The organism is Rhizobium sp. Root1203 (genome assembly GCF_001424945.1).
Lineage (GTDB): Bacteria > Pseudomonadota > Alphaproteobacteria > Rhizobiales > Rhizobiaceae > Rhizobium.
Genome location: NZ_LMCW01000001.1, coordinates 423,844 through 447,490 on the forward strand (window position 1 = coordinate 423,844; position 23,647 = coordinate 447,490).

Here is a 23,647-nt window from a genome sequence, read left to right on the forward strand (position 1 = left end):
GGACATAGTCCGGGAATCAGGGTTCTCTTTGGTACAAAAGGAGAACGGTCATGCTGGATGAGCTCGCCGGAAAATTCGAGCTGGCGTCCCGCGCATATGCCGAGGCAAACGGCATCGAACGCGATGACGACTGGTTTTTGCTGAAGCTTCAGGAAGAAATGGGCGAACTCACTCAGGCCTGGAACCGCATCAGCGGACGAGGGCGCCGCAAGGGTCGCTCCGACGAGGAAATGTCACGCGATCTCGCGGATGAGACCGCCGACGTGCTCGGCCACATCCTGCTGTTCGCCCACAACAACAAGCTCGACCTCCCGGCGGCCATCAAGCGAAAATGGCTGTTCCGGCCGGATGAAGCGTAGCCTCCCGGCCGCCCGGATAGATACCCGTCGGCCAGAAGGGCGCAGTCTCAGCCCGTGTTATGCCTTGGTTCCGCCGACGGTCACCTGGTCCATCCTGAGATGCGGCTGGCCGACGCCGACCGGGACCCACTGGCCGGCCTTGCCGCAATTGCCGATGCCGGTATCGAGCTTCATGTCGTCGCCGACCATGGAGATGCGCTTCATCGCATCGGGACCGTTGCCGATCAGCATCGCGCCCTTGACCGGCGCGCCGATCTTGCCGTTTTCGATCAGGTAGGCCTCGGTGCAGCCGAAGACGAACTTGCCCGAGGTAATGTCCACCTGGCCGCCGCCGAAGGAGACGGCATAGATGCCCTTCTTCACGGAGGCTATGATCTCTTCAGGCGTCTTGTCGCCGCCGAGCATGTAGGTGTTGGTCATGCGCGGCATCGGCACGTGGGCATAGCCCTGCCGGCGGCCGTTGCCGGTCGGCTTCAGGCCCATGAGCCGTGCGTTCTGCCGGTCCTGCATGTAGCCGACGAGCTTGCCGTCTTCGATCAGCACGTTGTAGGCCGAAGGCGTTCCTTCGTCGTCGATGGTGATCGAACCGCGACGGTTGTCGATCGTGCCGTCGTCGACGACGGTCACACCGGGAGCCGCGACCATTTGGCCGAGCAGGCCCGCGAAGGCCGACGTCTTCTTGCGATTGAAATCGCCTTCCAGCCCGTGGCCGACAGCTTCGTGCAGCATGACGCCCGGCCAGCCTGAGCCGAGAACGACGTCCATCGTGCCCGCAGGCGCTTCGATCGCCTCGAGGTTGACGAGAGCCTGGCGCAGCGCCTCGTCGGCACCGTCCTGCCAGCTGCCCTCGGCAATGAAATCGCCGAAGCCGATGCGGCCGCCGCTGCCGTAGGAGCCGGTTTCCTGCCGCTCGCCTTCGCCGACCATGACGGAGATATTGATGCGCGTCATCGGCCGGATGTCGCGGACGCGATGGCCATCGGCACGCAGGATGTCGACCACCTGCCAGCTGGCGGCGACGGATGCCGTCACCTGCCGCACCTTGTCGTTCTTGCCGCGCAGATAGGCGTCGATGTCCTGCAGCACCTTCACCTTCTGCTCGAAGGTCGGCGATCCGATCGGGTTTTCGTCCGAATAGAGCTTCTTGTTGGTGCGTTGGGGGGCGGCGGCATAGCTGCCGGAATAGCCGCGCGTGACGGCACCGACGGCATCGGCGGCGCGCTTGAGCGCTGCGACCGAGAGATCGCCGGCGTGCGCATATCCGACCGCTTCGCCCGCCACCGCACGCAGGCCGAAACCCTGTTCGGTGTTGAAGCTTCCGCCCTTGAGGCGGCCGTTGTCGAACATGAGAGATTCTGCCTGGGCATGCTCGATGTAGAGCTCACCGTCGTCAGCGCCCGAAAGCGCTTCGGCGACGAGCGAGCGCATCTTCGCTTCGTCAGCGTCGAAAAGCGTCAGGAGATCGGTGTTCATATCTTTGTGCTCCGCTGAAGCAGGAATGCTTTCAGCCGATGTAGGTCCCGCGGACGGTTCGAGCAAGCCCCGAAATGGAGACGATCAGGGCAGGGCGTCGTAGCCTTCGGCAAAACCCTTGAGATCGACGGGAATGCCGATGCCTTCTTCCGGTGTCTGGAAGACGATGAAAGTAGCGCTGGCACCGCTGCGGAAGGTCTTCAGCAACTCGTCTTCAAGCACGACTTCGGCATAGCAGCCGTCTGCGAAGCAGCGGACGAAATAGGCGCGGCCGATATCCTTGCCGTCGACATTGAGCCCGAGGCCGTTCGGCAGCAGTACGCCGAGAGGCGCAAGCACGCGCAGGATCTTCGACTTGCGGTCGGCGGTCTTCAGCACGACCACGGAAAGGCCGACTTCGGGCCGATCTTCGGCAATGACGTTCTGCATCAGCGCGCACTGCTCCGCCGAAGCGCCGGCAGGCTTGTCGCACACGACCGACCATGCGCCGTGGTTCGACTTTACGGTGCCGGGAGCCTGCGGTTGCGTCTGTCCCGGCGTCGCCTGCGTCGCAGGTGCGGCGGGAGCGGGGGCGGCAGGTTGCGCCGGCGCTGGTTGCTGCTGGGCGAAAGCGGGAGCAGTCGCTGCGGCCGCAATGCACGCTGTCAGCACAAATGGCCGTGCGAGGGAACGGAAACCCATGAAAACCTCTGCAGTTCGAATCAGTGCCGCTAAGTTGGGGCCCGGCATTCGAAATGAAAAGCCCCACCCGCTCAAAAGCGGGGGACTACGGCGGAAATGGGACCTTTGCCGAAGAATGTTGCCGCCCTTGGGCTGGCCTGCGGCTGTCTTTTCCGTATCATAATGCAAAAGATGGAACGTTTCGTTGTGCTTGGGGGAATATGTCTTCAGGCAAAAATGCCGCACAGACAAATGCTTTGGCCTGTTGCGGCGGATGCCAAACTGTGGTTTGAAGCGCAGAAGATGGCAAGGATTCTGCGCGCATTTTATGCAGATCAGCGCTCGAGGGAGATATAAACGTGATTAAGAAGGCTTATGCAGCTCTGACCGCGCTGGTCTGTCTGCTTTTTGCTTCCGGCAGTTTTGCCGACCAGCCGACGCCTTGGCAGGCGACCTTGCAACCGGCGGCGACGCCGATCATGCGGGACATCCATTGGTTCGAACAGTATACCTTGTGGTTTATCGTTCCGATCACGCTCTTCGTCCTGGTCCTTATTCTCGTCGTCTGTTTCAAGTTTCGCGCCAGCGCGAATCCGGTGCCTTCCAAGACGAGCCACAACACGCTGATCGAAGTCGCATGGACCGTGGGACCGGTTCTGGTTCTTCTGTTCCTGGCCGTTCCTTCCTTCAACCTTCTGACCGCCCAGCTCACGCTGCCGGAAAATCCGGATGTGACGATCAAGGCGACCGCGACCCAGTGGCAGTGGAACTATGAATATGAAGGCACCGGCGAAAGCCCGCTCGCCTTCGATTCCTTCCTGCTCAAGGATCAGGACCGCGCTGCCGCCGGCAAGGAAGACAAGGCGATCTATCCGCGCCTCCTGACCGTCGACAACGAGCTCGTGCTGCCCGTCAACAAGACGGTGCGCGTCCTCGTGACCGCCGCTCCGACAGACGTCATCCACGCGTTCGCGATGCCGTCCTTCGGCGTCAAGATCGACGCCGTTCCGGGCCGACTGAACGAGACCTGGTTCAAGGCCGAACGCGAAGGCCTCTTCTACGGCCAGTGTTCCGAGCTCTGCGGCAAGGACCATGCGTTCATGCCGATCGCCATTCGCGTCGTCTCCGAGGACAAGTACAAGCAGTGGCTGACCGCTGCCGCTGCCGATCTGCCCGGAGCCTACAAGGCCCTCATCGCTGCAACCGATGGTCCTGCAAAGACCGTCGATGTTGCCGAAAACGTCGCAAAGTAAGGGAAGAGGGAACGGGACTATGGCTGGACCTTCCGCACACGACGATCATCATTCGCATGATCATTCTCATGGCGCGCACGCCCATGACGACCACCACGACCACTCGCACAAGCCGAGCTTCATCAATCGCTGGTTCTTTTCGACGAACCACAAGGACATCGGCACGCTCTACCTGATCTTCGCGATCATCGCCGGCATCATCGGCGGCGCGTTGTCCGTTGCCATGCGCATGGAGCTGCAGGAGCCGGGCATCCAGATCTTCCACGGCCTGGCATCCATGGTCTACGGCTACGAGGGCGACGCCGCCATCGACGGCGCCAAGCAGATGTTCAACATGTTCACGACCGCTCACGCGCTGATCATGATCTTCTTCATGGTCATGCCGGCGATGATCGGCGGCTTTGCCAACTGGATGGTGCCGATCATGATCGGCGCACCCGACATGGCCTTCCCGCGCCTCAACAACATCTCCTTCTGGCTCATCGTTCCGGCCTTCCTGCTGCTCATCATGTCGATGTTCGTCGAAGGTCCGGCAGGCGCATACGGCGCCGGCGGCGGCTGGACGATGTATCCGCCGCTTTCCAGCACGGGAACGCCGGGTCCGGCGGTCGATCTTGCGATCTTTGCGCTCCACATTGCCGGTGCGTCCTCGATCCTGGGTGCGATCAACTTCATCACCACCATTCTCAACATGCGCGCGCCGGGCATGACGCTTCACAAGATGCCGCTTTTCGCTTGGTCCGTGCTGATCACCGCCTTCCTGCTGCTCCTGTCGCTGCCGGTTCTCGCCGGTGCCATCACGATGATGCTGACCGACCGTAACTTCGGCACGGCCTTCTTCTCGCCTGAAGGCGGCGGCGATCCGATCCTCTACCAGCACCTGTTCTGGTTCTTCGGTCATCCGGAAGTGTACATCCTGATCCTGCCCGGCTTCGGCATGGTGAGCCACATCATCTCGACCTTCTCGAAGAAGCCGATTTTCGGTTATCTCGGCATGGCCTACGCCATGGTCGCGATCGGCGCCGTCGGCTTCGTCGTGTGGGCGCACCACATGTACACGGTCGGTCTCTCGCTCGACGCGCAGCGCTACTTCGTCTTCGCGACGATGGTCATCGCCGTTCCGACGGGCGTGAAGATCTTCTCCTGGATCGCGACGATGTGGGGCGGCTCGATCAGCTTCCGCACGCCGATGATCTGGGCGATCGGCTTCATCTTCCTGTTCACCGTCGGTGGCGTCACGGGCGTCCAGCTCGCCAACGCCGGCCTCGACCGCTCGCTGCATGACACCTATTACGTCGTGGCTCACTTCCACTACGTTCTGTCGCTCGGCGCAGTGTTCGCGATCTTTGCCGGCTGGTATTACTGGTTCCCGAAGATGTCCGGCTACATGTACAACGAGTTCCTCGGCAAGCTGCACTTCTGGGTCATGTTCATCGGCGTCAATCTGGTGTTCTTCCCGCAGCACTTCCTCGGCCTCGCAGGCATGCCGCGCCGCTATATCGACTACCCCGATGCGTTTGCCGGCTGGAACTACGTATCCTCCATCGGCTCCTACATCTCGGCCTTCGGCGTGCTGATCTTCCTGTTCGGCGTTTTCGAAGCTTTCGCCAAGAAGCGCGTTGCCGGGGACAATCCGTGGGGCGAGGGCGCAACGACGCTGGAATGGCAGCTGTCTTCGCCGCCGCCGTACCACCAGTGGGAACAGCTTCCGCGCATCAAGTAAGATGCGAGAAATTGTGATCGCCGCATGTTAGAGTGCGGCGATCACCTTCAAGTTTGCAGGACGAGATAATGACAGTCATCGGCAATCGCAAAGCTCTTGCACACGACAGCGAGTTTCGCCTGTCGGAAGCAAGCGCGCGCGATTATTTCGAACTCCTGAAGCCGCGGGTCATGTCGCTCGTGGTTTTCACGGCATTTGCCGGCCTCGTGCTGGCGCCGGGCCATATCAATCCGGTCATCGGCCTGATCGCCATCCTTTGCATCGCAGTCGGGGCCGGCGCTTCGGGCGCGCTGAACATGTGGTACGATGCCGACATCGACGCCATCATGACCCGCACTGCCAAGCGCCCCATTCCGGCCGGCCGCATCACGCCCAGCGAAGCGCTCGCGTTCGGTCTGGTCCTGTCCTGTTTTGCCGTGACGATCCTCGGGCTTGCCGTCAATTGGCTCTCAGCGTCGATCCTCGCCTTCACCATTTTCTTCTATGCCGTAATCTATACGATGTGGCTGAAGCGCTCGACGCCGCAGAACATCGTCATCGGCGGTGCCGCCGGCGCGTTTCCGCCCGTCATCGGCTGGGCCTGCGTCACCGGCACGGTCCCGATAGAGAGCGTCGTGCTCTTCATGATCATTTTCCTCTGGACGCCCGCGCATTTCTGGGCGCTCGCTCTCTTCAAGATGGGCGACTACGAAGCCGTCGGCGTGCCGATGCTGCCCAACGTCTCGGGCGAACGGACCACCAAGCACCAGATCGTCGCCTACGCCGTCCTGACGGCCGTCTGCGCAGTATTGCCGACCGTTCTCGGCTTCGCCAGCGTCGGCTACGGCCTCGTCGCCGCAGCGCTCGGCGCGATCTTCATATACTGTTCCATCGCCGTCTGGCGGATGCCGGATGGCGACCAGAAGATGGTTCCCGCGAAGAAGATGTTCGCATTCTCGATTTTCTACCTGTTCGCGATCTTCTCTGCCCTGATGATCGATCGGCTGGCCGCCACGCTGGTTTCTCACACCGGAGGTTGGCTCTGATGGATACGGTGAAGCTTACCGATGCGCAGCGCAAGTCGCGCCGCAACCGCAACGTCGCGCTTGGCCTCGTGCTTGCCGGCCTCGTCATTCTTTTCTACGCGATCACCATCGTGAAGTTCGCGACGGGGCATATGTGAGATGAGCGAGATGCAAAGCACGCCCAGAAAGCCGCGCAACAACGGCGCCGTCGTTTTCATGTGCCTTGCCTTCGTCGTGGGCATGGGCGCGGCGAGCTATGCGGCCGTTCCGCTCTACAGGATGTTCTGCCAGTTCACCGGCTACAACGGTACGACGCAACGCGTCGAGCAGGCCTCCAGCGTCGTTCTGGACCGCAAGATGCGCGTCACCTTCGATGCCAATGTGGCCCCCGGCCTGGAGTGGGAGTTCAAGCCGGTCGAGCGCGAGGTCAACCCGCGCATCGGCGAAACCATCCAGGTCAATTTCACCGCGGTGAACAAATCCAACGAGCCGCAGCGCGGCCAGGCGGTCTTCAACGTCACGCCGGGCGAGGCGGGTGCCTATTTCAACAAGGTGCAGTGCTTCTGCTTTAACGAGACCGTTCTGAAGCCGGGCGAAAAGCTTGAAATGCCGGTCGTTTTCTATATCGATCCGGAAATTACCAAGACCGTGGAATCCAAGGATATTCACACGGTTACCTTGTCCTACACGTTCTACCCGAAAGAGGGTCCGAAGCCGCTGGCGTCGAACGAGGGTGGAACGGTAAAGCTTGAAAAGAAACTTTGATTGAGGGTCGTTTCCGGTTAAGCCGGGACGAAGAGGAAGAGACCGGGGATAGCTTACATGGCTGATGCGCATCAGAAACATCACGATTATCACATCATCGACCCGAGCCCGTGGCCTATTATTGCCTCGATCGGCGCCTTCATCATGGCGTTCGGTGGCGTCGGCTTCATGCGCTACATCAATGGCGGTTCGCTGCATATCTTCGGCATCGAGTGGGCTCACCCCTGGCTGTTCTTCATCGGCCTGGCGCTGGTGCTCTACGTCATGTTCGGCTGGTGGTCCGATACGGTGAAGGAAGCCCACGAGGGCTCCCATACCCGCGTCGTGTCGCTGCACCTGCGCTACGGCATGATCATGTTCATCGCTTCCGAAGTGATGTTCTTCGTCGCCTGGTTCTGGGCCTATTTCGACGCCAGCCTCTATCCGCACGAAGCCATCCAGGCCTCGCGCCTTGCCTTCACCGGCGGCCAGTGGCCGCCGAAGGGCATCGAGGTTCTCGACCCGTGGCATCTGCCGATCTATAACACCGTCATCCTGCTCCTGTCGGGGACCACGGTCACCTGGGCGCACCATGCCCTGCTGCACAACGACCGCAAGGGCCTGATCCAGGGCCTGACGCTGACGGTTCTGCTGGGCATTCTGTTCTCCGCCGTGCAGGCCTACGAATATGCGCACGCTCCGTTCGCCTTCAAGAACTCGATCTACGGTGCGACCTTCTTCATGGCGACGGGCTTCCACGGCTTCCACGTCCTGGTCGGCACGATCTTTCTGATCGTCTGCCTCATTCGTGCGATGCGTGGCGACTTCACGCCGAAGCAGCACTTCGGCTTCGAGGCCGCCGCCTGGTACTGGCACTTCGTCGATGTGGTCTGGCTCTTCCTGTTCTTCAGCATCTACGTCTGGGGCGGCTGGGGCGCACCGCTCGCAGCCGGCTGATCGGAGCGACTCCCATTAAAAAAGGCGGGTGCCACGGCGCCCGCCTTTTTCTTTGCCGCTCAGCGCGCCTCGGCGATGCGCTCGAAGGCGGAAGGATCCGGGATGCCGGTATCGAGCTGGTGGCGAATGGCTTCCGCGCATTCGGTCGGCGTCAGCACGGAGGTATCGAGCTCCAGATCGTAGATGCCGGGAATGTGGACCTCCTCCTGCCAGCGCGCCACCGCCTGGGGGATCGTTTCGGCATCGTTTGCCCTCGCGTACAGCGTCTCGCGACCGGGAACCACGACCTCGCGCCGCTTCATGATGACGTCGATAGGACATCTGACGCCGACGAAAAGCACCGGCAGACCCTCCAGCCGCCGCGCGCAATCCGCCAGAATACCGAGCGGCTGGGAGTAGGCGTCATGGTGGCCGAGATCGGCCACGACGTTGAGCCCGAGGCCGGCGTGGATTGCGATGGATTCGTAGAGCGCAGCATAGAAGAACGGCACGACCTCCTCGAGGTCCGGGCGTTCGCCGCCCGGACGAAGGCCGATGCCCGGCAGGTAGCGGTCCGGCGTCATGCCGTTGTACGCATCCACGCCGAGGTTCATCCACGGGCCTTCGAACTGCTCCTGGATTGCCTTGGCAATCGACGATTTTCCGCTTCGCGGTGCGCCGTTCAGAATGACGATCTGGGCGGCAGAGCTCTCGTTGGTCATCAGTTTTCTTCTTCTGTTTGGCGCGAATCGGTGAGGCGAAAGCGCGCAGGCATTTCCTTTCGTTCTGCGAATACATTATGGGTGAGTTATGGCGTGGCTCCTGAGATCCACAGCCAATTGGAAGGATAGCATGAACGACGACAACGCGCATTTCCCGCCCGTCGATCCGGTGAAAACCGGCCTCAAGGGCTGCTGCCCGCGCTGCGGCCAGGGCAAGCTTTTCGACGGCCTGTTGTCGCTCAAGCCGCGCTGCGCCGCCTGCCGGCTCGATTATTCCTTCGCAGACGCCGGCGATGGGCCGGCAGTCTTCGTTATCCTGATTGTCGGCTTCATCGTCATCGGTTCGGTGCTCTGGCTGGAGGTGAATTATTCGCCACCGATCTGGCTGCACATTCTTCTCTTCGGCCCGCTGACGGTCATCCTTTCGTTGATTTGGCTGCGCTGGTGCAAGGGGATCCTGATCGCCATGCAGTACCGCCACAATGCCCGCGAAGGACGCCTTTCCCGTGACTGACATTCAACACCCGGCGCCTCGCCGCAAGCTGCCGGTCCTGACCGGCATCGCGGTTGTGATCGCGCTTGCCATCCTCGTCACGCTCGGCACATGGCAGGTCGAGCGCCTTCACTGGAAGGAAGGCCTGCTTGCCGACATCGCCGAGCGCCGCGAGACGCCGCCGGTTCCGCTGACCGATATCGAGGCGATGGCGGCCAAGGGCGGCGACATCGAATATCGCCGGGTGACCGCCAGCGGAGTCTACGACAACAGCCGCGAGCGGCATTTCTTCGCCACCTGGCGCGGCCAGACCGGCTATTACATTTACACGCCGCTGCAGCTTGCCGACGGCCGCTACCTCTTCGTCAATCGCGGCTTCGTTCCCTATGACAACAAGGAACCGGAAATGCGAATGCAGGGTCAGCTGACCGACCAGCAGTCGATTGCCGGCCTTGCGCGCGCCAGGCTTCCGGGCAAGCCTTCATGGGTCGTGCCTGACAACGACATCCCCAAGAATATCTTCTACTGGAAGGATCTCGACGTCATGGCGTCGAGCGTCGGGCTCGACAGGGCAAGCGTCGTCCCCTTCTTCGTCGATGCCGACGATACGCCCAATCCCAAGGGGTTGCCGATCGGCGGCGTCACCGAGGTCGATCTGCCGAACAACCACCTGCAGTATGCCTTCACCTGGTATGGATTGGCCGCGACGCTGGTCGTGATCGTCGCCGTTGCCCGGTTGCGCAGGCGCGGCAACCCGCCAGCGCAATAGTATCGCTTCAAATCTCACCCATATTGAGCTAGAGGATCAACGGATCCCGGAAACGGGTGGCTGCCTGTGGAGTTCGGTTCTCTCCAAACTCTCCCTCATTCCTGTGCTTGTCACAGGAATCCAGTGCGCCCAAGTCCTTGGGCGCGGGAGATTGTTTGGGCGAGGCGAATTGTTCACGGCGCGGACGCGCCGTGGCTGGATTCCTGTGACGAGCACAGGAATGAGGGAACGTATGACGGAACAGACATGAATATCGCAGCGAAACCTCCTTTGACGATCAGGCTTTGCGGGCCGCGCGGCTTCTGTGCCGGCGTCGACCGCGCCATCCAGATTGTCGTGCTGGCGCTGAAATCCTATGGCGCGCCGGTCTATGTCCGCCATGAGATCGTGCACAATCGCTATGTCGTCGAAGGACTGGAAGCCAAGGGCGCCGTCTTCGTCGAGGAGCTGAACGAGATCCCGGAAGAGCATCGAGCACAGCCCGTCGTCTTCTCCGCGCACGGTGTGCCGAAATCGGTTCCGGAAGATGCGAGCGCCCGCAATCTCTTCTATCTCGACGCCACGTGTCCGCTGGTCTCCAAGGTCCACAAGCAGGCCATGCGCCACAACAGGCTCGGCCGCCACGTGATCCTCATCGGCCACGCCGGCCATCCGGAAGTGATCGGCACCATGGGACAGCTGCCGGAAGGGTCCGTTTCGCTGATCGAGACGGTCGAGGATGCGGACGTCTATGTCCCTGCCGATCCCGACAACATGGGCTACGTCACCCAGACGACGCTTTCCGTCGACGATACCGCCGGCGTCATCGCGCGCCTGCAGGAGCGCTTTCCCAACCTGACGGCGCCGGCCGCCGATTCCATCTGCTACGCCACGACGAACCGCCAGGAGGTCGTCAAGCAGGCGGCGCCCGGCTGCGATCTCTTCATCATCGTCGGCGCACCGAACTCGTCCAACTCCAAGCGGCTCGTCGAAGTGGCGCTCCGCGCAGGAGCGAAGAAGTCGATTCTGGTCCAGCGGGCCTCCGAGCTGGATTGGAGCGAGATCGGCTCGATCTCGACGCTCGGCCTTTCGGCCGGCGCCTCGGCACCGGAGGTGATCGTCAACGAGATCATCGAGGCATTCCGGACGCGGTTCGACGCGAAGGTCGAGCTTGCCGAAACCGTCCAGGAGAACGAGCATTTCCTCGTCAACCGCGAACTGCGCAGCATCGAGCTGACATCGGCCGACATGGCGTTCGTGAATGGGTGAGGGGTGGATGGTGTTCAAGGTCCAAACGCACCACTCATTCCTGTGCTCGTCACAGGAATCCAGTGCGCCCAAGTCCTTGGGCGCGGAAAACTCTTCCTCCAAAAAGGGCAGGTCATTCACGGCGCGGCCGCGCCGTGGCTGGATTCCTGTGACAAGCACAGGAATGAGGGCTTAGTAGACGTCGGCGCGTTGACGCCACCGCAGTTCAGACCCGCAATTTCCTTGACCCGTTTGCAATGAGAGCCCGCCTTGGCAGTCTACACCGATATTTCCGAAGACGATTTGAAGTGGTTCCTGACGGAATACGATACCGGCACTTTGCTGTCCTACAAGGGGATCGCGGAAGGCGTCGAGAATTCGAATTTCCTCCTCCACACCTCCACGGATCCGCTGATCCTGACGCTCTACGAAAAGCGCGTGGAGAAGAACGACCTGCCCTTCTTCCTCGGCCTGATGCAGCATCTGGCGGCGCGCGGCCTCTCCTGCCCGCTGCCGCTGCCGCGCAGGGACGGCGCGCTGCTTGGAACGCTGTCCGACCGCCCGGCCGCGCTGATTTCATTCCTCGAGGGCATGTGGCTGCGCAAGCCAGAAGCCAGGCACTGCCGCGAGGTCGGCAAGGCGCTGGCGCAGATGCATGTCGCCGCCGAGGGCTTTGAACTCAAGCGGCCGAATGCGCTCTCCGTCGGCGGCTGGCAGGAACTCTGGGAAAAGTCCGAAGCCCGTGCCGACGAAGTTGAAAAGGGCCTGCAGAACGAAGTCCGAAGCGAGTTGCAGTTTCTGTCGGCCCATTGGCCGAAGGAGCTGCCGGCCGGCGTCATCCACGCCGACCTGTTTCCCGATAACGTCTTCTTCCTCGGCGACGAACTCTCGGGCCTGATCGATTTCTACTTCGCCTGTAACGATCTGCTCGCCTACGACGTCTCGATCATTCTGAACGCCTGGTGCTTCGAGAAGGATGGCGCCTACAACATCACCAAGGGCACGGCGATGCTGGAGGGATACCAGAGCGTCCGTCCGTTGGGCGAGGCCGAACTTGCGGCCCTTCCGATCCTCTCGCGCGGCTCCGCGTTGCGCTTCTTCCTGACGCGGCTCTACGACTGGCTGACGACGCCTGAAGGCGCGATGGTCACCAAGAAGGATCCGCTCGAGTACCTGCGCAAGCTGCGCTTCCACCGCCAGATATCCTCGGCCGCCGAATATGGGCTTTCCGCATGAAGCACGTCGATATCTTCACCGATGGAGCCTGCTCCGGCAATCCCGGTCCCGGCGGCTGGGGCGCGGTCCTGCGTTACGGCGATGTCGAAAAGGAACTTTTCGGCGGCGAAGCCGACACGACCAACAACCGCATGGAGCTGCTGGCGGCGATTTCGGCTTTGACGGCGCTGAAGAGCCCTTGCGAGGTCGATCTCTATACCGACTCCAAATATGTCATGGACGGCATTTCGAAATGGATCTTCGGCTGGAAGAAGAACGGCTGGAAGACCGCCGACAAGAAGCCGGTCAAGAACGCCGAGCTCTGGCAAGCGCTTGAAGAAGCGCGCAACCGGCACAAGGTGACGCTCCACTGGGTCAAGGGCCACGCCGGCCACGCCGAAAACGAGCGCGCCGACGAGCTTGCCCGCAAGGGCATGGAGCCGTTCAAGAAGCGCTAGAACTTCGGGCCGGGAACTGTGCAAAAACAAGGATATGGAGCGCTTCCCGGAATCAATCGGGAAAGCAGTTCCGCAGATACGGGGAGGGATGCGGTGCGCATAATCTCGTTGAACGCCTGGGGCGGCAAGCTGCACGCTGCCCTGATGCCGTATCTGAGGAAGGCCGATCCCGACGTGATCTGCCTGCAGGAAGTCACGCGGTCGGCGTCGGTTTCGAGCGATTGGCTGGAGTATCGGGACGGCAGCCATGTCCTGCCTCAGCGCGCCAATCTCTTCGACGAGATCAGGGCCGTTCTACCCGCGCATGACGCCTTCTTCGCGCCGATGGCACGCGGCAAGCTGTTCGCGGGCGACACAGAAGTGTGGTCCGAGTTCGGCCTCGCCACCTTCGTCCGCCGGACGCTTCCTGTCATCGGCCATGCGATGGACTTCGTGCACGGCGGTTTCTCCGCCGACGGCTACGGACCGCATCCCCGCGCACGCAACGCGCAGTGCATCCGTCTCTTCGACTACGCCGCCGGCCGTCCTGTGACGGTTGCCCAGCTTCACGGGCTGCGCGATCTTGCCGGCAAGGGCGATACGCCGGCGCGCCATGCTCAGGCCGCGGCCCTGGTCGCGTTGATCGAGCGCGTCTGGTACGAGGGTGAGCAGTTGGTTGTCTGCGGCGATTTCAATGTCCTGCCGGGCAGCATCACCTTCGAGGCGCTTGACGAACTCGGCCTGACCGACCTCGTGGTGTCGCGCGGTCACACGGATACCCGAACCTCGCACTACGCAAAAGAAGGCCGCTTCGCAGACTACATGCTGGTCACGTCCAATGTGGAGGTTACCGCCTTCGACGTCGTCGCGCAGCCGGAAGTCTCCGACCACCGCGCGCTGCTGCTCGAGATCGCATAGCGGGATTCCAGAAAAGATGACGCGGCGGATGCGCTACGCACCCACCGCGTCGAGCCTTGGGAGGCTTAGGGAGCAATTCCAGCGAAAGTGCGAAGCGGTCTTGCGTCCGGAATTGCGTAAAATCAAAAAGATAGAGCGTTTCCGCGATTCGAAGAAAAGCGGAAATGCTCCAAGTCTCAGGCAGCCTTCGCCACGTCCCCGTGCGGATCGAGCACGAACTTGGTGGCCGCCCCCTGATCGAACAGTTCGTAGCCCTGAACTGCGTCTTCCAGCGGGATGACCTTCGCATTGACGATGTCGGCAATCGGCAGGCGGTCGTGCAGGATCGCCTGCATCAGCTGGCGATTGTACTTCAGGACGGGGGTCTGGCCGGTGTGGAAGGACTGCGCCTTTGCCCAGCCGAGGCCGAAGCGCAGCGCGAGGTTGCCGTGTTTGGCGGCATTGTCGACTGCGCCGGGGTCCTCGGTGACGTAGAGGCCGGGAATGCCGATCGATCCGGCGGCACGGGTGATATCCATCATCTGGTTGAGCACGATCGCCGGCTGCTCGCCGCCACTGTGGCCGCGTGCCTCGAAGCCGACGGCGTCGATGGCGCTGTCCACCTCGTTGGTGCCCGTCACCTGCGCAATCATGTCGCCGAGACGATCGCTCTTCGAGAGGTCGATCGGCTCGAAGCCTACTTTGGCGGCATGCGCCAGGCGATCCTTGTTGAAGTCGCCGATCATGACGACGGCTGCTCCGAGGATACGGGCCGAAGCGGCCGCCGCGAGCCCGACCGGGCCGGCACCGGCGACATAGACGGTCGACCCGACACCGACACCCGCCCTGACGGCGCCGTGAAAGCCGGTCGGCAGGATGTCGGAGAGCATGGTCAGATCGCGAATCTTCGCCATCGCCCTGTCGCGGTCCGGAATTTTCAGAAGGTTGAAATCGGCATAGGGGATGGTGACGTAGCGGGCCTGGCCGCCGATCCAGCCGCCCATGTCGACATAGCCGTAGGCGCCGCCGGCGCGCGACGGATTGACCGTCAGGCAGACACCGGTGTCCTGCTCCTTGCAGCAGCGGCAGCGGCCGCAGGCGACGTTGAACGGGACGGAGACGATGTCGCCGACAGCGAGCATCTCGACATCGACGCCCTTCTCGATGATCTCGCCGGTGATTTCGTGGCCGAGAACCAGCCCCGGCATGGCAGTGGTGCGGCCGCGCACCATGTGCTGATCCGATCCGCAGATATTGGTCGAAACGACCCTCAGGATGACGCCATGCTCGATACGGCGGCCATCGGGCGCCTCGAGCTTCGGATCGTCGATGTCGTGGATCTCGACCTTGCCTGGCCGCATGTAGACGACGCCTCGGTTCTTGCTCATTTTCATCTCCTCCGTTGAAAATGCTGTCATCCGCGTACGGCTCCTCTTCCGTACGCAGTCGATCGCCGCAGCTTAATCCAGAACGGGCGGCGGGTCGTTCCGTTTACGACGGTTTGGACGCCGGAAATGGCCGCGACCCAGATGCTTGCGCACTTCGCGCGGACACCGCCCGACCTTTGTTGCTTGCCCTGTCATGTTTTCCCTTTATTGTGCCCGCGATATCATTCGGGAGGTCACCATATGATCCTGCACTGCGTGCTGATGCGGCTGAAGGCCGCTATGTCGGGTGAAGAGAAGCAGTCCTTGTTCGAATCGATCGTCGCGCTGAAGCAGCTCATCCCTGGCATTCTCGACATCAAGCACGGCCCGAACGTGTCGCCGGAAGGCCTGCATGCCGGTTTTGTCGATGGTTTTGCCGTGACTTTCGAAAGTCCGGAGGCTCGCGACGTCTATCTCGTCCATCCCGACCATGTGGCCGTCGGCGAGCGCATCGTCTCGTCGACGGACGGGGGCCTGGGTGGGCTGATCGTGTTCGATCTCCAGGTCTAGGGTTCGCCACGTCTGGGGATCAGCCGGTCGTTCCGGCCGTCAGCTGGATTTCGCCATCGCGGCGGAGATCTGGTTGACGTTGTAGCGGAACATCGTCTCATAGGTCGGTGCCGGTCCCTTGGCGTCGGACAGGGATTCGACGTACAGCTCGCCGCCAGGCTCCGCGCCGGTAGCCTTGGCCACTTGCTTGACGAGGCGGGAGTCGTTCGAGTTCTCGAAGAAATAGGTCTTCACGTGCTCCGCCCTGATCTGCTCGATCAGCTTGGCGACGTCTGCGGCCGAGGCTTCGCTCTCGGTCGAGACCCCGAGCGGTGCCAGGAAGCCGACATCGTACTCGCGGCCGAAATAGCCGAACGCATCGTGGCTGGTCAGCACCTTGCGGCGGCCGGCCGGTATCGTTGCGAATTTCGAACGCGCATAGGCATCGAGCTGATCGAGCGTCTTGGTGTAGGCCTCGGCGTTGGCCTTGAAGGCGGCGGCATCCGCGGGGTCGGCGGCAGACAGGGCCTTCTCGATATTCGCTACCCAGACCTTCACATTGACAGGGCTGTTCCAGACATGCGGATCGGTGACGGTCCGGCCGTCCTCTTCCATGGTGCGGGTGTTGATCCCTTCGGAGGCGATGACCGGCCGGCCCTTGTAGCCTGATGCGCTGATCAGCCTGTCCATCCACCCCTCGAGGCCCTCGCCGCTGACGAAGGTGACCTTCGCTGCATTGAGGCTCTTGGCATCGGCAGGCGAAGGCTCGAATTCATGCGGGTCGCCGTTCGGACCGACGAGGCTGGTGACCTTCACATGCTCGCCGCCGACCTGCTTGACCACATCGGCAAGCACGGTAAAGGAAGCGACGACCTTCAGCGTTTCGGCCGAGGCCGGCATGGCGGACAGGCTCACCAGCACGGGCAGCACAGTGGAAAGTAAAAGCCTGCGGGAAATCATGGGAGTCTCCTGTTGTCAGCCCTTCAGATGCGGGCGGGGGAAAAGGCGCCGGACAAGACCCGACGGTGCGAAGAAGATGGAAAAGCCGTAGATCAGGGCAGCCGTCATGATAATCGTCGGCCCGGAGGCGAGCTCGAGATGGTAGGACGCGACCAGGCCGAGATAGCCGGAGGCCGTGGCGCTTGCGGCGGCAACGCCCATCATCGACGGCAGGCTGCGCGACCAGAGCTGGGCGATCGCCGCCGGCAGCATCATCAGCCCAACCGCCATCAGCGTCCCGAGCGCCTGAAAGCTCGCAACGAGATTGAGAACGACGAGCAGCAGAAACAGGAAATGGTATGCAGAACCGCGGCCACCGATCGCGCGCAGGAAGCTCGGATCGAAGCACTCCACGATGAGCGGCCTGTAGATGATGGCGAGGACCAGAAGCGTCAGCGAGGTGATGGCGCCGATCTGGTAGAGGGCAGGGGCGTCGATCGCTAGAATCGTACCGAAGAGCACGTGCAGCAGGTCGATGTTCGAGCCGCGCAGCGAGACGATCAGGACGCCGAGCGCAAGCGATGCCAGGTAGAAGCTGGCGAAGCTCGCATCCTCCTGCAGCACGGTGGAACGGCTGACGGCGCCCGACAGCAGCGCCACCGCGAGCCCGGCCACCAGCCCGCCGATGCCCATCGCCGTCAGCGACAGCGAGCCGGCGACGAGATAGCCGATTGCGGCACCCGGCAGGATGGCGTGGCTCATCGCATCGCCGACCAGGCTCATCCGCCGCAGCATCAGGAACACGCCGATCGGCCCCGATCCGAGGCCCAGGCAGAGGCAGGCGACAAGCGCCCGGCGCATGAAGCCGTAGTCGACGAACGGCGCGAGAAGCAGATCGTAGGCACTCATGCGGCGGGCTCGCAGACGCCTGCGTCTTCATCCCACCGTTCGGCCATGGCGCGGGCCTTCAGCAGGTTCGGCGACGACATCGCGTCGGCCGTTGGCCCCCATTCGACCATTTCCCGCGCGATCAGCAGCGTTTGCGGAAAATGGGCCCGGATCTGCTCGAAATCGTGAAGCACCGCGACGACAGTCCTGTTCTCGCCATGCCACCGCAGGATGATGTCGATCAGGTCGCGCGTGGTGCGGGCGTCGATTGCCGTGAAGGGCTCGTCGAGGAGAATCACTTTCGCGTCCTGGAGCAGCAGCCGGGCAAAGAGCACGCGCTGCAGCTGGCCTGCGGAGAGGGAGCCGATCTGCCGTGCCCCGAGCCCCTCCAGCCCGACTGCCTTAACGGCCTCAAGCGCTTGCGCCCTCTCGCTTTCGGCGACCCGCCCGAACGCGCCGGCCTGCCGCCAGGCGCCGAGCAATACCGTGTCCAGTACGGAAATCGGGAAGCGCCGATTGATGTCGGCCGCCTGCGGCAGGTATGCGAAGTCCGTGCGTTGCAAAAGGTGTTCGACGCGTCCTTCGGCGGGGCGCAGTTCACCCATGATCGCCTTCAGCAGTGTCGACTTGCCGGCGCCGTTCGGCCCGGCAATCGCCGTCAGGCTGCCCACGGCGATGCTTCCGGAAATGCGATGGACCGCCGGGTGCCTGTCGTAGGCAACCGTCAGGTTGGAAAGCCGGATCAGATCCGGACTCATGGCAAACGCACCGCCCAGGAGATCGCCGTCCAGAGCACGCCGATCGCCAGCAGCGCGCCGCACGCGCGGTTGACGGCGGAATGGCCGAGAAGCCCGGCCGCGATACGTCTTTTCGGCATACTCACTCTGCCCTCAAAATATGTAATAACATTACGTGTTATGTTATAACGAATGTGGCGAAATGGAGGCGATTGGATTTTCAGGTACGAAAGGTGGAGCGAGAGACGCCTATCTGTCGATGCAACGCGTCAGGCCTATGACCCATCGCGCATTTCCGCTTCCATCCAGCCTATGAACGTCGCCGTCGCCGCGGGGACGGCGTCGAAATGTCTTGCCACGATCCAGTATGCGCCATGGGAAATGGTGGTGGCGAATGGCTGGATCAGCCGGCCTGCGGATATCTCCTCGCGGACGAAGAAATCGTCGATCAGGCCCACACCCTGACCGCGCAACGTGGCTTGCAAAACCAGGCCGCTATCGGGATAGACCATCCCGCGTTCCACTGCGGCGGGGGTATCGGGGTCGGCAATATCGAACCAGGACTGCCACAGATCGCGATTTTCCTCGTGAATGAGGGGGTAGTGGAGCAGGTCGGACGGTCTTGTCAGCGGCGCGTCATGCCGGACCATGTCCGGTGCGATGACGGGCACCATCGTGACGTCGATCAGACGCCGGCATTCCACCCGCGGCCAGTGCGTATTCCGAGCGCTGTGACGAATGGCGATGGTGGCCTGATCGGTCCGGAATTCGATCAGGCGTGGATCGACGTCGAGAACGATGTCGATGTCAGGGTGATCCCGCTGAAACCGGGGTAAACGGGGGAGCAGCCAGCACGCGGCGAAGGAAGGTTCGGAGCTGACGATTGCGGCTGAGGATCGGTCGCTGTTTCGAATGCTCTCCAGGCCGTCTCCGATCCTGTCGAAAGCGTCCGTCAGGACGGAAAGCAGCCGTTCGCCATGGGGCGTCAGCGCGACGCTGCGATGCTTCCGCTCGAACAGTCGGTGTCCCAGTGCCGCCTCAAGTTCGCGAACCTGCCGGCTGACGGCTGCCTGAGAGACGAACAGCTCGTCCGCCGCCGCCGTGAAGCTTCTGAGCCGCCCGGCAACTTCGAAGGTTCTCAATGCCGTCAACGGCAGGCGCCCGCGCTTCATCCATAACCTCAGGTTATCCGAAGCCGACGATAAGCTCGTTTGAGAGATTTGGGCAAGTGGATTGAATGGTCGCAAAGGAGAAGCGACCATGTGGCAGGAAATTTGGGAAGCCCTCACCGAGGCATTGCGCCTCGCGACGTTTCAGTCGCGCACGAGCGCATCGAGAACTACCAAGGAAGGCAATCCGGGACGCGGACGGCAAACCCGACAGGCCGAACACGACTGAAATGAAAGTCTCCCGCCGACAAGGTGGAGACCGCCGTGCCCAAGCACGGCGCCCTCGTCAGCTATTGCTTCGCCTACAGCTGTTCGATCATCGTGGCGGCGCTGGAGACCGTTGCCTGGCCGGGATTTTCCTCGACGTTGAGCGACTTGACGACACCGTCCTCGACCAGCATCGAATAGCGCTTGGAGCGAACGCCGAGGCCGCCGCCGGAGAGGTCGGCGTCGAGGCCGAGCGCCTTGGTGAAGCCTGCGTCCCAGTCGGCGAGGAAGTGGATCTTGCCCAGGCCGCCCGAAGACTGCGCCCATGCGCCCATGACGTGCCAGTCGTTGACGGCAATGACGGCGATGTCGTCGACGCCCCGGGCCAGAATCGCGTCGCGGTTTTCCAGATAGCCGGGCAGGTGGTTCAGCGTGCAGGTCGGCGTAAAGGCGCCCGGCACCGCGAACAGCACGACGCGCTTGCCCTTGAACAACTGCTCGGTCGTCGTTTCGACCGGGCCCTCCGCCGTCTTTTCCTTGAAGGTGGCTGCGGGAAGCGTGTCGCCGATTGCGATCGTCATGGATTTATCCTCGTTCTGGGATGGCGGCGAGGCCGCCGGATTGTGGGTGGACTATAGGATGAGCCTATTCAAAGGCAAGCGGGGCTTCGATCGCCCGCGTGCCGTCGATGACGAGTGCGCTCCAGGTGTTGCCGGCAGCATCGTAGTTCGTCGGAAGCTTGCCGATGGAGATGGTGGTGGTGAACACCGCGCCGTCGCGCTTGCTGCTCAACTGCCGCGTGAAAACGTGACCGCCCGGACCCGTGACGATAACCACGGGTGTGGTCTCCCCCGGTTCAGGCAGGGCAACCCTCAGCGTCAATTCCCGCATGTCATCGGAAAACGCGTACTTCGTCACCTCGAACTCCGACGACGGCGTTTCGGGTAGCCTTGCGTCCGCCGCAGCGAGGATCGCTTCCTCCTGCGGGCGCGATTGCGGCACGGGCGAAAGCTTGAGCGCGAACCGTGCCTGGAACGGCACGCAGATATCCTTGCAGATGCCGATGAACGCATCGGCCTTGATCTCGCCGGCCGCCGCGTTTTTTACCGACAGCTGAAGCGGGAACGTCACGGGCGCGTCGTAGACGACCTCGTCGACCTTCCCGTCGGCGATATGCCTGGGGACCGGGTATTCCATGCGGTCGAGCACGATGCCGGTTTCGGGCGGGAATGTGATCTGAGGCGGGATGCCGCTGTTTCCGGGCTCGCGCCAATAGGTGACCCAGCCGGGCTTCGGCTCGATCTGCAGGCCGGCGCGGATCGTCCCGCTCGCGTCCGGGGGCAGGGCGATCAGACGCATCCGGCCGCCTTCGTTGTCGGCCCACGCGCTCATTTCCGCACGCGCCGGTGTCCAGACCGAGAGCAAGAGACCGGATGCCATGGCGATCGTCAGGATACGGCGTATGGGAAGGGAAATAAAACTCATGGTACAAACGCTTATTGAAAACAGCAGGCTTCGGCCAGAAGCTTCGCTCAATTAAATTCTCATTTTCAGTTGATTGATCCCGGACATTGGCTCATGCTTCCGGTGTCGGGGCCTCGGCGGTCTGGCAGCAGGAGGAATAATGTCCTTATCGACGCTGAAGAACAGACGTGAACGCGGCTTCTTCGATGGCCAGTTCCTCATTGCCATGCCGGGCATGATGGATAGCAATTTTTCCCGCGCGGTCATCTATATCTGCGCCCATTCGGACGCCGGCGCCATGGGGTTCATCATCAATCGCCCCCAGGATCTCACCTTTACCGATGTGCTGCTGCACCTCGACATGATCAAGGACGACGAGGCGATCGTGCTGCCTCCCCATTCGCGCGACCTGCCGATCCAGACCGGCGGCCCTGTCGAGAGCGGTCGCGGTTTCGTGCTCCACTCCGACGATTACCTCTCTGAATCAAGCATCCCCGTCAGCGACGATATCTGCATGACCGCGACGCTGGACATCATCCGAGCCATCTCCAAGGGGAACGGCCCGAAGCGCGCGACCATGCTGCTTGGCTATGCCGGCTGGGGAGCCGGACAATTGGAAGCGGAGATCGGCAGCAACGGATGGCTCAATTGCCCCGCGAACGAGGAATTGATCTTCGATCGCAGCCTCGACGACAAGTATGAGCGCGCCCTTGCCGGGATGGGTGTGAGCGCCGCCATGCTCTCGACCGAGGCCGGCCACGCCTGACCCCGCCAAGCCTGCCCCTGTTGCCGGGCGCCTGCTCGGTTTTCCACTGCGCCCTGTACGAAGATGCGCATCGTCGAGCGACGTCTGCAGCAGTCGAACAGCCCACAATTATCGGAACGATTTGAGCCTGCGCGTGTTTCCTGTTGGCAAGCGGCGACCAAGTCCGCTGAAAAAGGAGCCATTTGGATGGGCAGCACCACCGACAAGATTTCCGGTAAAACCAATGAGATTGCCGGCAAGGCGAAGCAGGCGGTCGGCAAGGCGACAGGTGACGATGCGCTGCGTGGAGAAGGCGCAGTTCAGGAAGCAAAGGGCAAGGTGCAGGTCGCAACCGGCACCGCCAAGGACAAGCTGAAGGACGCCGTCGATCGGCTGTAACGCCTGGTTCTCAGGCGTAGGTATCGCCCGCCATGCATCGCATGGCGGGCTTTGCGGTGCGTGTCAGTTGAATGGAGAGACCAGATGAGGCTGTTTGCCTGCGACAATTGCGATCAGGTCATTCACTTCGACAATCGTCAGTGCATGCGCTGCAGCCATCGGTTGGGCTTCCTGCCGGATGACCTTTCCATGCACGCGCTTGATCCGCGAGACGACGGCGGCGGCTGGCAGCTTCTGGCCCAGCCTCATCGCGATGTTCGCTTCTGCGCCAATGCAGCGCTCGATATCTGCAACTGGCTGGTCGCCGACGGCCACCCAAGCGGCTATTGCATTGCGTGCCGCTACAACAGGCTCGTGCCGAACGTCGACACGCAGGACGGGATTGACCGCTGGCGGCGCATCAGCCAGTCGCAACGACACCTTTTCTACTCGCTGCTGCGCTGGAATCTCTCGCCCCCGGATCGTCAAAGCGATCCTGTCAGCGGCCTTATCTTCGATTTCCTCGAGGACAGCATTCAGCAGGACGGCAACGTCGTTCCGGCAATGACCGGGCACGAGGAGGGATTGATCGCAATCCGCGCCGCCGAGGCCGACGATCTTACGCGCGAGCTGGCCCGCGCATCCATGAACGAGCCCTATCGCACGCTGCTCGGCCATTTCCGCCACGAAACGGGGCATTTCGCCTGGAACCGGCTGGTCCGCGATCATGGCGGCTTCGAGGGATTTCGCGCGGTGTTTGGAGATGAACGCGCGGATTATGCAGCGGCCCTGCAATACCACTACGCAAACGGCGCACCGCTCGGCTGGCAGCAGACCTTCATCAGTGCGTACGCTGCCTCGCATCCCTGGGAGGATTTCGCCGAATGCTTCGCGCACTACCTCCATATCGTCGATACACTGGAGACTGCACGCAGTTTCGGCCTGGCGATCGACCCACGCGGCCACGAGGAAATGGCGTCGGAAGTCGATTTCGATCCGTACAGGGCGGCAAGCGCTGAACAGCTGGTCAGCGCCTGGGTACCGCTGACGGTTGCCATCAACGCCATCCAGCGCAGCATGGGGCAGCGAGACTCATACCCCTTCGTCCTCTCGGCGGCTGTCGTCGTCAAGCTCGAATACCTGCATCGCCTGATCCAGGACGCCGCGTCGGAACGGCGACAAGCGGCGGCCTGAGGTTGGCCGAGAGCAATGCCGGCAAACGCGCGCCGCGGTTTTGCGTCCGGTGCGTAAAGACAAAAAGACGGAGCGGTTTCGCGATTCGAAGAAAAGCG

30 protein-coding genes are annotated in these 23,647 nt (G+C 62.2%); 19 read left to right on the forward strand and 11 right to left on the reverse strand.

What is annotated here, in order from left to right:
* Positions 1-50: 50 nt before the first annotated feature.
* Positions 51-359, forward strand: coding sequence for a hypothetical protein (locus tag ASC97_RS02080; RefSeq protein WP_057466690.1), 309 nt, complete (start codon positions 51-53; stop codon positions 357-359).
* A gap of 57 nt (positions 360-416) precedes the next feature.
* Here ASC97_RS02080 and tldD read toward each other — a convergent pair whose 3' ends face one another.
* Positions 417-1,832, reverse strand: a complete 1,416-nt coding sequence (gene tldD / locus ASC97_RS02085; protein ID WP_057466691.1) for a metalloprotease TldD — start codon at positions 1,830-1,832, stop codon at positions 417-419.
* Positions 1,833-1,916: 84 nt separating this feature from the next.
* Complete coding sequence (locus ASC97_RS02090; protein WP_057466692.1) at positions 1,917-2,513, reverse strand: invasion associated locus B family protein; 597 nt, start codon at positions 2,511-2,513, stop codon at positions 1,917-1,919.
* A 105-nt stretch (positions 2,514-2,618) separates the two neighbouring features.
* Between ASC97_RS02090 and ASC97_RS02095 the strand changes: the two genes are divergently transcribed.
* From ASC97_RS02095 to ASC97_RS02125, 7 genes are all read left to right on the forward strand, one after another.
* Positions 2,619-2,849, forward strand: coding sequence for a hypothetical protein (locus ASC97_RS02095; protein WP_057466693.1), 231 nt, complete (start codon positions 2,619-2,621; stop codon positions 2,847-2,849).
* 2 nt (positions 2,850-2,851) lie between these two features.
* The gene (gene coxB, locus ASC97_RS02100) at positions 2,852-3,745 is read left to right on the forward strand and encodes a cytochrome c oxidase subunit II (RefSeq protein ID WP_057466694.1); all 894 of its coding nucleotides are present in this window, start codon (positions 2,852-2,854) and stop codon (positions 3,743-3,745) included.
* 19 nt (positions 3,746-3,764) lie between these two features.
* Positions 3,765-5,468, forward strand: a complete 1,704-nt coding sequence (ctaD, locus tag ASC97_RS02105) for a cytochrome c oxidase subunit I (protein WP_057466695.1) — start codon at positions 3,765-3,767, stop codon at positions 5,466-5,468.
* Positions 5,469-5,536: 68 nt separating this feature from the next.
* Positions 5,537-6,493, forward strand: a complete 957-nt coding sequence (locus ASC97_RS02110) for a heme o synthase (protein WP_057466696.1) — start codon at positions 5,537-5,539, stop codon at positions 6,491-6,493.
* Positions 6,493-6,630 carry a hypothetical protein gene (locus ASC97_RS34555; RefSeq protein ID WP_057466697.1) on the forward strand — a complete coding sequence of 46 codons (138 nt, stop codon included), beginning with the start codon at positions 6,493-6,495 and terminating at the stop codon, positions 6,628-6,630. Before ASC97_RS02110 ends, ASC97_RS34555 begins: the two co-directional genes overlap by 1 nt.
* Position 6,631: 1 nt before the next feature.
* Positions 6,632-7,237, forward strand: a complete 606-nt coding sequence (locus ASC97_RS02120; protein ID WP_057466698.1) for a cytochrome c oxidase assembly protein — start codon at positions 6,632-6,634, stop codon at positions 7,235-7,237.
* A gap of 57 nt (positions 7,238-7,294) precedes the next feature.
* Positions 7,295-8,173, forward strand: coding sequence for a cytochrome c oxidase subunit 3 (locus tag ASC97_RS02125; protein WP_057466699.1), 879 nt, complete (start codon positions 7,295-7,297; stop codon positions 8,171-8,173).
* Positions 8,174-8,232: 59 nt separating this feature from the next.
* On the opposite strand, the gene ASC97_RS02130 is transcribed toward ASC97_RS02125, so the two are convergent.
* Positions 8,233-8,874 (reverse strand): chloramphenicol phosphotransferase CPT family protein, encoded by a 642-nt coding sequence (locus tag ASC97_RS02130; protein ID WP_057466700.1) that lies wholly within the window; start codon positions 8,872-8,874, stop codon positions 8,233-8,235.
* A 130-nt stretch (positions 8,875-9,004) separates the two neighbouring features.
* Here ASC97_RS02130 and ASC97_RS02135 point away from each other — a divergent pair, with 130 nt between their 5' ends.
* From ASC97_RS02135 to ASC97_RS02160, 6 genes are all read left to right on the forward strand, one after another.
* Positions 9,005-9,388, forward strand: coding sequence for a DUF983 domain-containing protein (locus ASC97_RS02135; protein ID WP_057466701.1), 384 nt, complete (start codon positions 9,005-9,007; stop codon positions 9,386-9,388).
* On the forward strand, positions 9,381-10,136 hold the full coding sequence (locus ASC97_RS02140) for an SURF1 family protein (RefSeq protein ID WP_057466973.1): 756 nt from the start codon (positions 9,381-9,383) through the stop codon (positions 10,134-10,136). Before ASC97_RS02135 ends, ASC97_RS02140 begins: the two co-directional genes overlap by 8 nt.
* A gap of 246 nt (positions 10,137-10,382) precedes the next feature.
* Entirely contained in the window at positions 10,383-11,384 is a 1,002-nt protein-coding gene (gene ispH / locus ASC97_RS02145) for a 4-hydroxy-3-methylbut-2-enyl diphosphate reductase (protein WP_057466702.1), read from the forward strand.
* A 249-nt stretch (positions 11,385-11,633) separates the two neighbouring features.
* A complete protein-coding gene (locus ASC97_RS02150; protein ID WP_057466703.1) occupies positions 11,634-12,599 on the forward strand; it encodes a homoserine kinase in 966 nt (321 codons plus the stop codon).
* On the forward strand, positions 12,596-13,036 hold the full coding sequence (gene rnhA / locus ASC97_RS02155; protein ID WP_057466704.1) for a ribonuclease HI: 441 nt from the start codon (positions 12,596-12,598) through the stop codon (positions 13,034-13,036). Before ASC97_RS02150 ends, rnhA begins: the two co-directional genes overlap by 4 nt.
* Positions 13,037-13,129: 93 nt before the next feature.
* The gene (locus ASC97_RS02160) at positions 13,130-13,933 is read left to right on the forward strand and encodes an endonuclease/exonuclease/phosphatase family protein (RefSeq protein WP_057466705.1); all 804 of its coding nucleotides are present in this window, start codon (positions 13,130-13,132) and stop codon (positions 13,931-13,933) included.
* Between the two features lie 176 nt (positions 13,934-14,109).
* Here the strand turns inward: ASC97_RS02160 and fdhA are convergent, their stop codons facing one another.
* Complete coding sequence (gene fdhA / locus ASC97_RS02165; RefSeq protein ID WP_057466974.1) at positions 14,110-15,300, reverse strand: formaldehyde dehydrogenase, glutathione-independent; 1,191 nt, start codon at positions 15,298-15,300, stop codon at positions 14,110-14,112.
* A gap of 240 nt (positions 15,301-15,540) precedes the next feature.
* Between fdhA and ASC97_RS02170 the strand changes: the two genes are divergently transcribed.
* A complete protein-coding gene (locus ASC97_RS02170; protein WP_057466706.1) occupies positions 15,541-15,849 on the forward strand; it encodes a Dabb family protein in 309 nt (102 codons plus the stop codon).
* A 39-nt stretch (positions 15,850-15,888) separates the two neighbouring features.
* On the opposite strand, the gene ASC97_RS02175 is transcribed toward ASC97_RS02170, so the two are convergent.
* The 5 genes from ASC97_RS02175 to ASC97_RS02190 form a co-directional block, all read right to left on the reverse strand.
* Positions 15,889-16,788: a metal ABC transporter solute-binding protein, Zn/Mn family gene (locus tag ASC97_RS02175; protein WP_057466707.1), complete on the reverse strand. Its 900-nt coding sequence runs from the start codon at positions 16,786-16,788 to the stop codon at positions 15,889-15,891.
* 15 nt (positions 16,789-16,803) lie between these two features.
* A complete protein-coding gene (locus tag ASC97_RS02180) occupies positions 16,804-17,676 on the reverse strand; it encodes a metal ABC transporter permease (protein WP_057466708.1) in 873 nt (290 codons plus the stop codon).
* Complete coding sequence (locus ASC97_RS02185; protein WP_057466709.1) at positions 17,673-18,413, reverse strand: metal ABC transporter ATP-binding protein; 741 nt, start codon at positions 18,411-18,413, stop codon at positions 17,673-17,675. The genes ASC97_RS02180 and ASC97_RS02185 overlap by 4 nt, the downstream gene beginning before the upstream one ends.
* Complete coding sequence (locus ASC97_RS35885; protein ID WP_274534134.1) at positions 18,410-18,532, reverse strand: hypothetical protein; 123 nt, start codon at positions 18,530-18,532, stop codon at positions 18,410-18,412. Before ASC97_RS35885 ends, ASC97_RS02185 begins: the two co-directional genes overlap by 4 nt.
* Before the next feature lie 135 nt (positions 18,533-18,667).
* Positions 18,668-19,564, reverse strand: coding sequence for a LysR substrate-binding domain-containing protein (locus ASC97_RS02190; protein WP_057466710.1), 897 nt, complete (start codon positions 19,562-19,564; stop codon positions 18,668-18,670).
* An 88-nt stretch (positions 19,565-19,652) separates the two neighbouring features.
* Here ASC97_RS02190 and ASC97_RS33730 point away from each other — a divergent pair, with 88 nt between their 5' ends.
* Positions 19,653-19,790, forward strand: a complete 138-nt coding sequence (locus ASC97_RS33730) for a hypothetical protein (protein WP_156390301.1) — start codon at positions 19,653-19,655, stop codon at positions 19,788-19,790.
* 73 nt (positions 19,791-19,863) lie between these two features.
* Here ASC97_RS33730 and ASC97_RS02195 read toward each other — a convergent pair whose 3' ends face one another.
* Positions 19,864-20,349, reverse strand: coding sequence for a peroxiredoxin (locus ASC97_RS02195; protein ID WP_057466711.1), 486 nt, complete (start codon positions 20,347-20,349; stop codon positions 19,864-19,866).
* A gap of 64 nt (positions 20,350-20,413) precedes the next feature.
* On the reverse strand, positions 20,414-21,253 hold the full coding sequence (locus ASC97_RS02200; RefSeq protein ID WP_057466712.1) for a protein-disulfide reductase DsbD domain-containing protein: 840 nt from the start codon (positions 21,251-21,253) through the stop codon (positions 20,414-20,416).
* Positions 21,254-21,392: 139 nt separating this feature from the next.
* Between ASC97_RS02200 and ASC97_RS02205 the strand changes: the two genes are divergently transcribed.
* From ASC97_RS02205 to ASC97_RS02215, 3 genes are all read left to right on the forward strand, one after another.
* Positions 21,393-21,998 (forward strand): YqgE/AlgH family protein, encoded by a 606-nt coding sequence (locus ASC97_RS02205; RefSeq protein WP_057466713.1) that lies wholly within the window; start codon positions 21,393-21,395, stop codon positions 21,996-21,998.
* A 186-nt stretch (positions 21,999-22,184) separates the two neighbouring features.
* Complete coding sequence (locus ASC97_RS02210; protein ID WP_057466714.1) at positions 22,185-22,376, forward strand: CsbD family protein; 192 nt, start codon at positions 22,185-22,187, stop codon at positions 22,374-22,376.
* A gap of 84 nt (positions 22,377-22,460) precedes the next feature.
* The gene (locus tag ASC97_RS02215) at positions 22,461-23,549 is read left to right on the forward strand and encodes a zinc-binding metallopeptidase family protein (RefSeq protein ID WP_057466715.1); all 1,089 of its coding nucleotides are present in this window, start codon (positions 22,461-22,463) and stop codon (positions 23,547-23,549) included.
* The last annotated feature ends 98 nt before the right edge of the window (positions 23,550-23,647 follow it).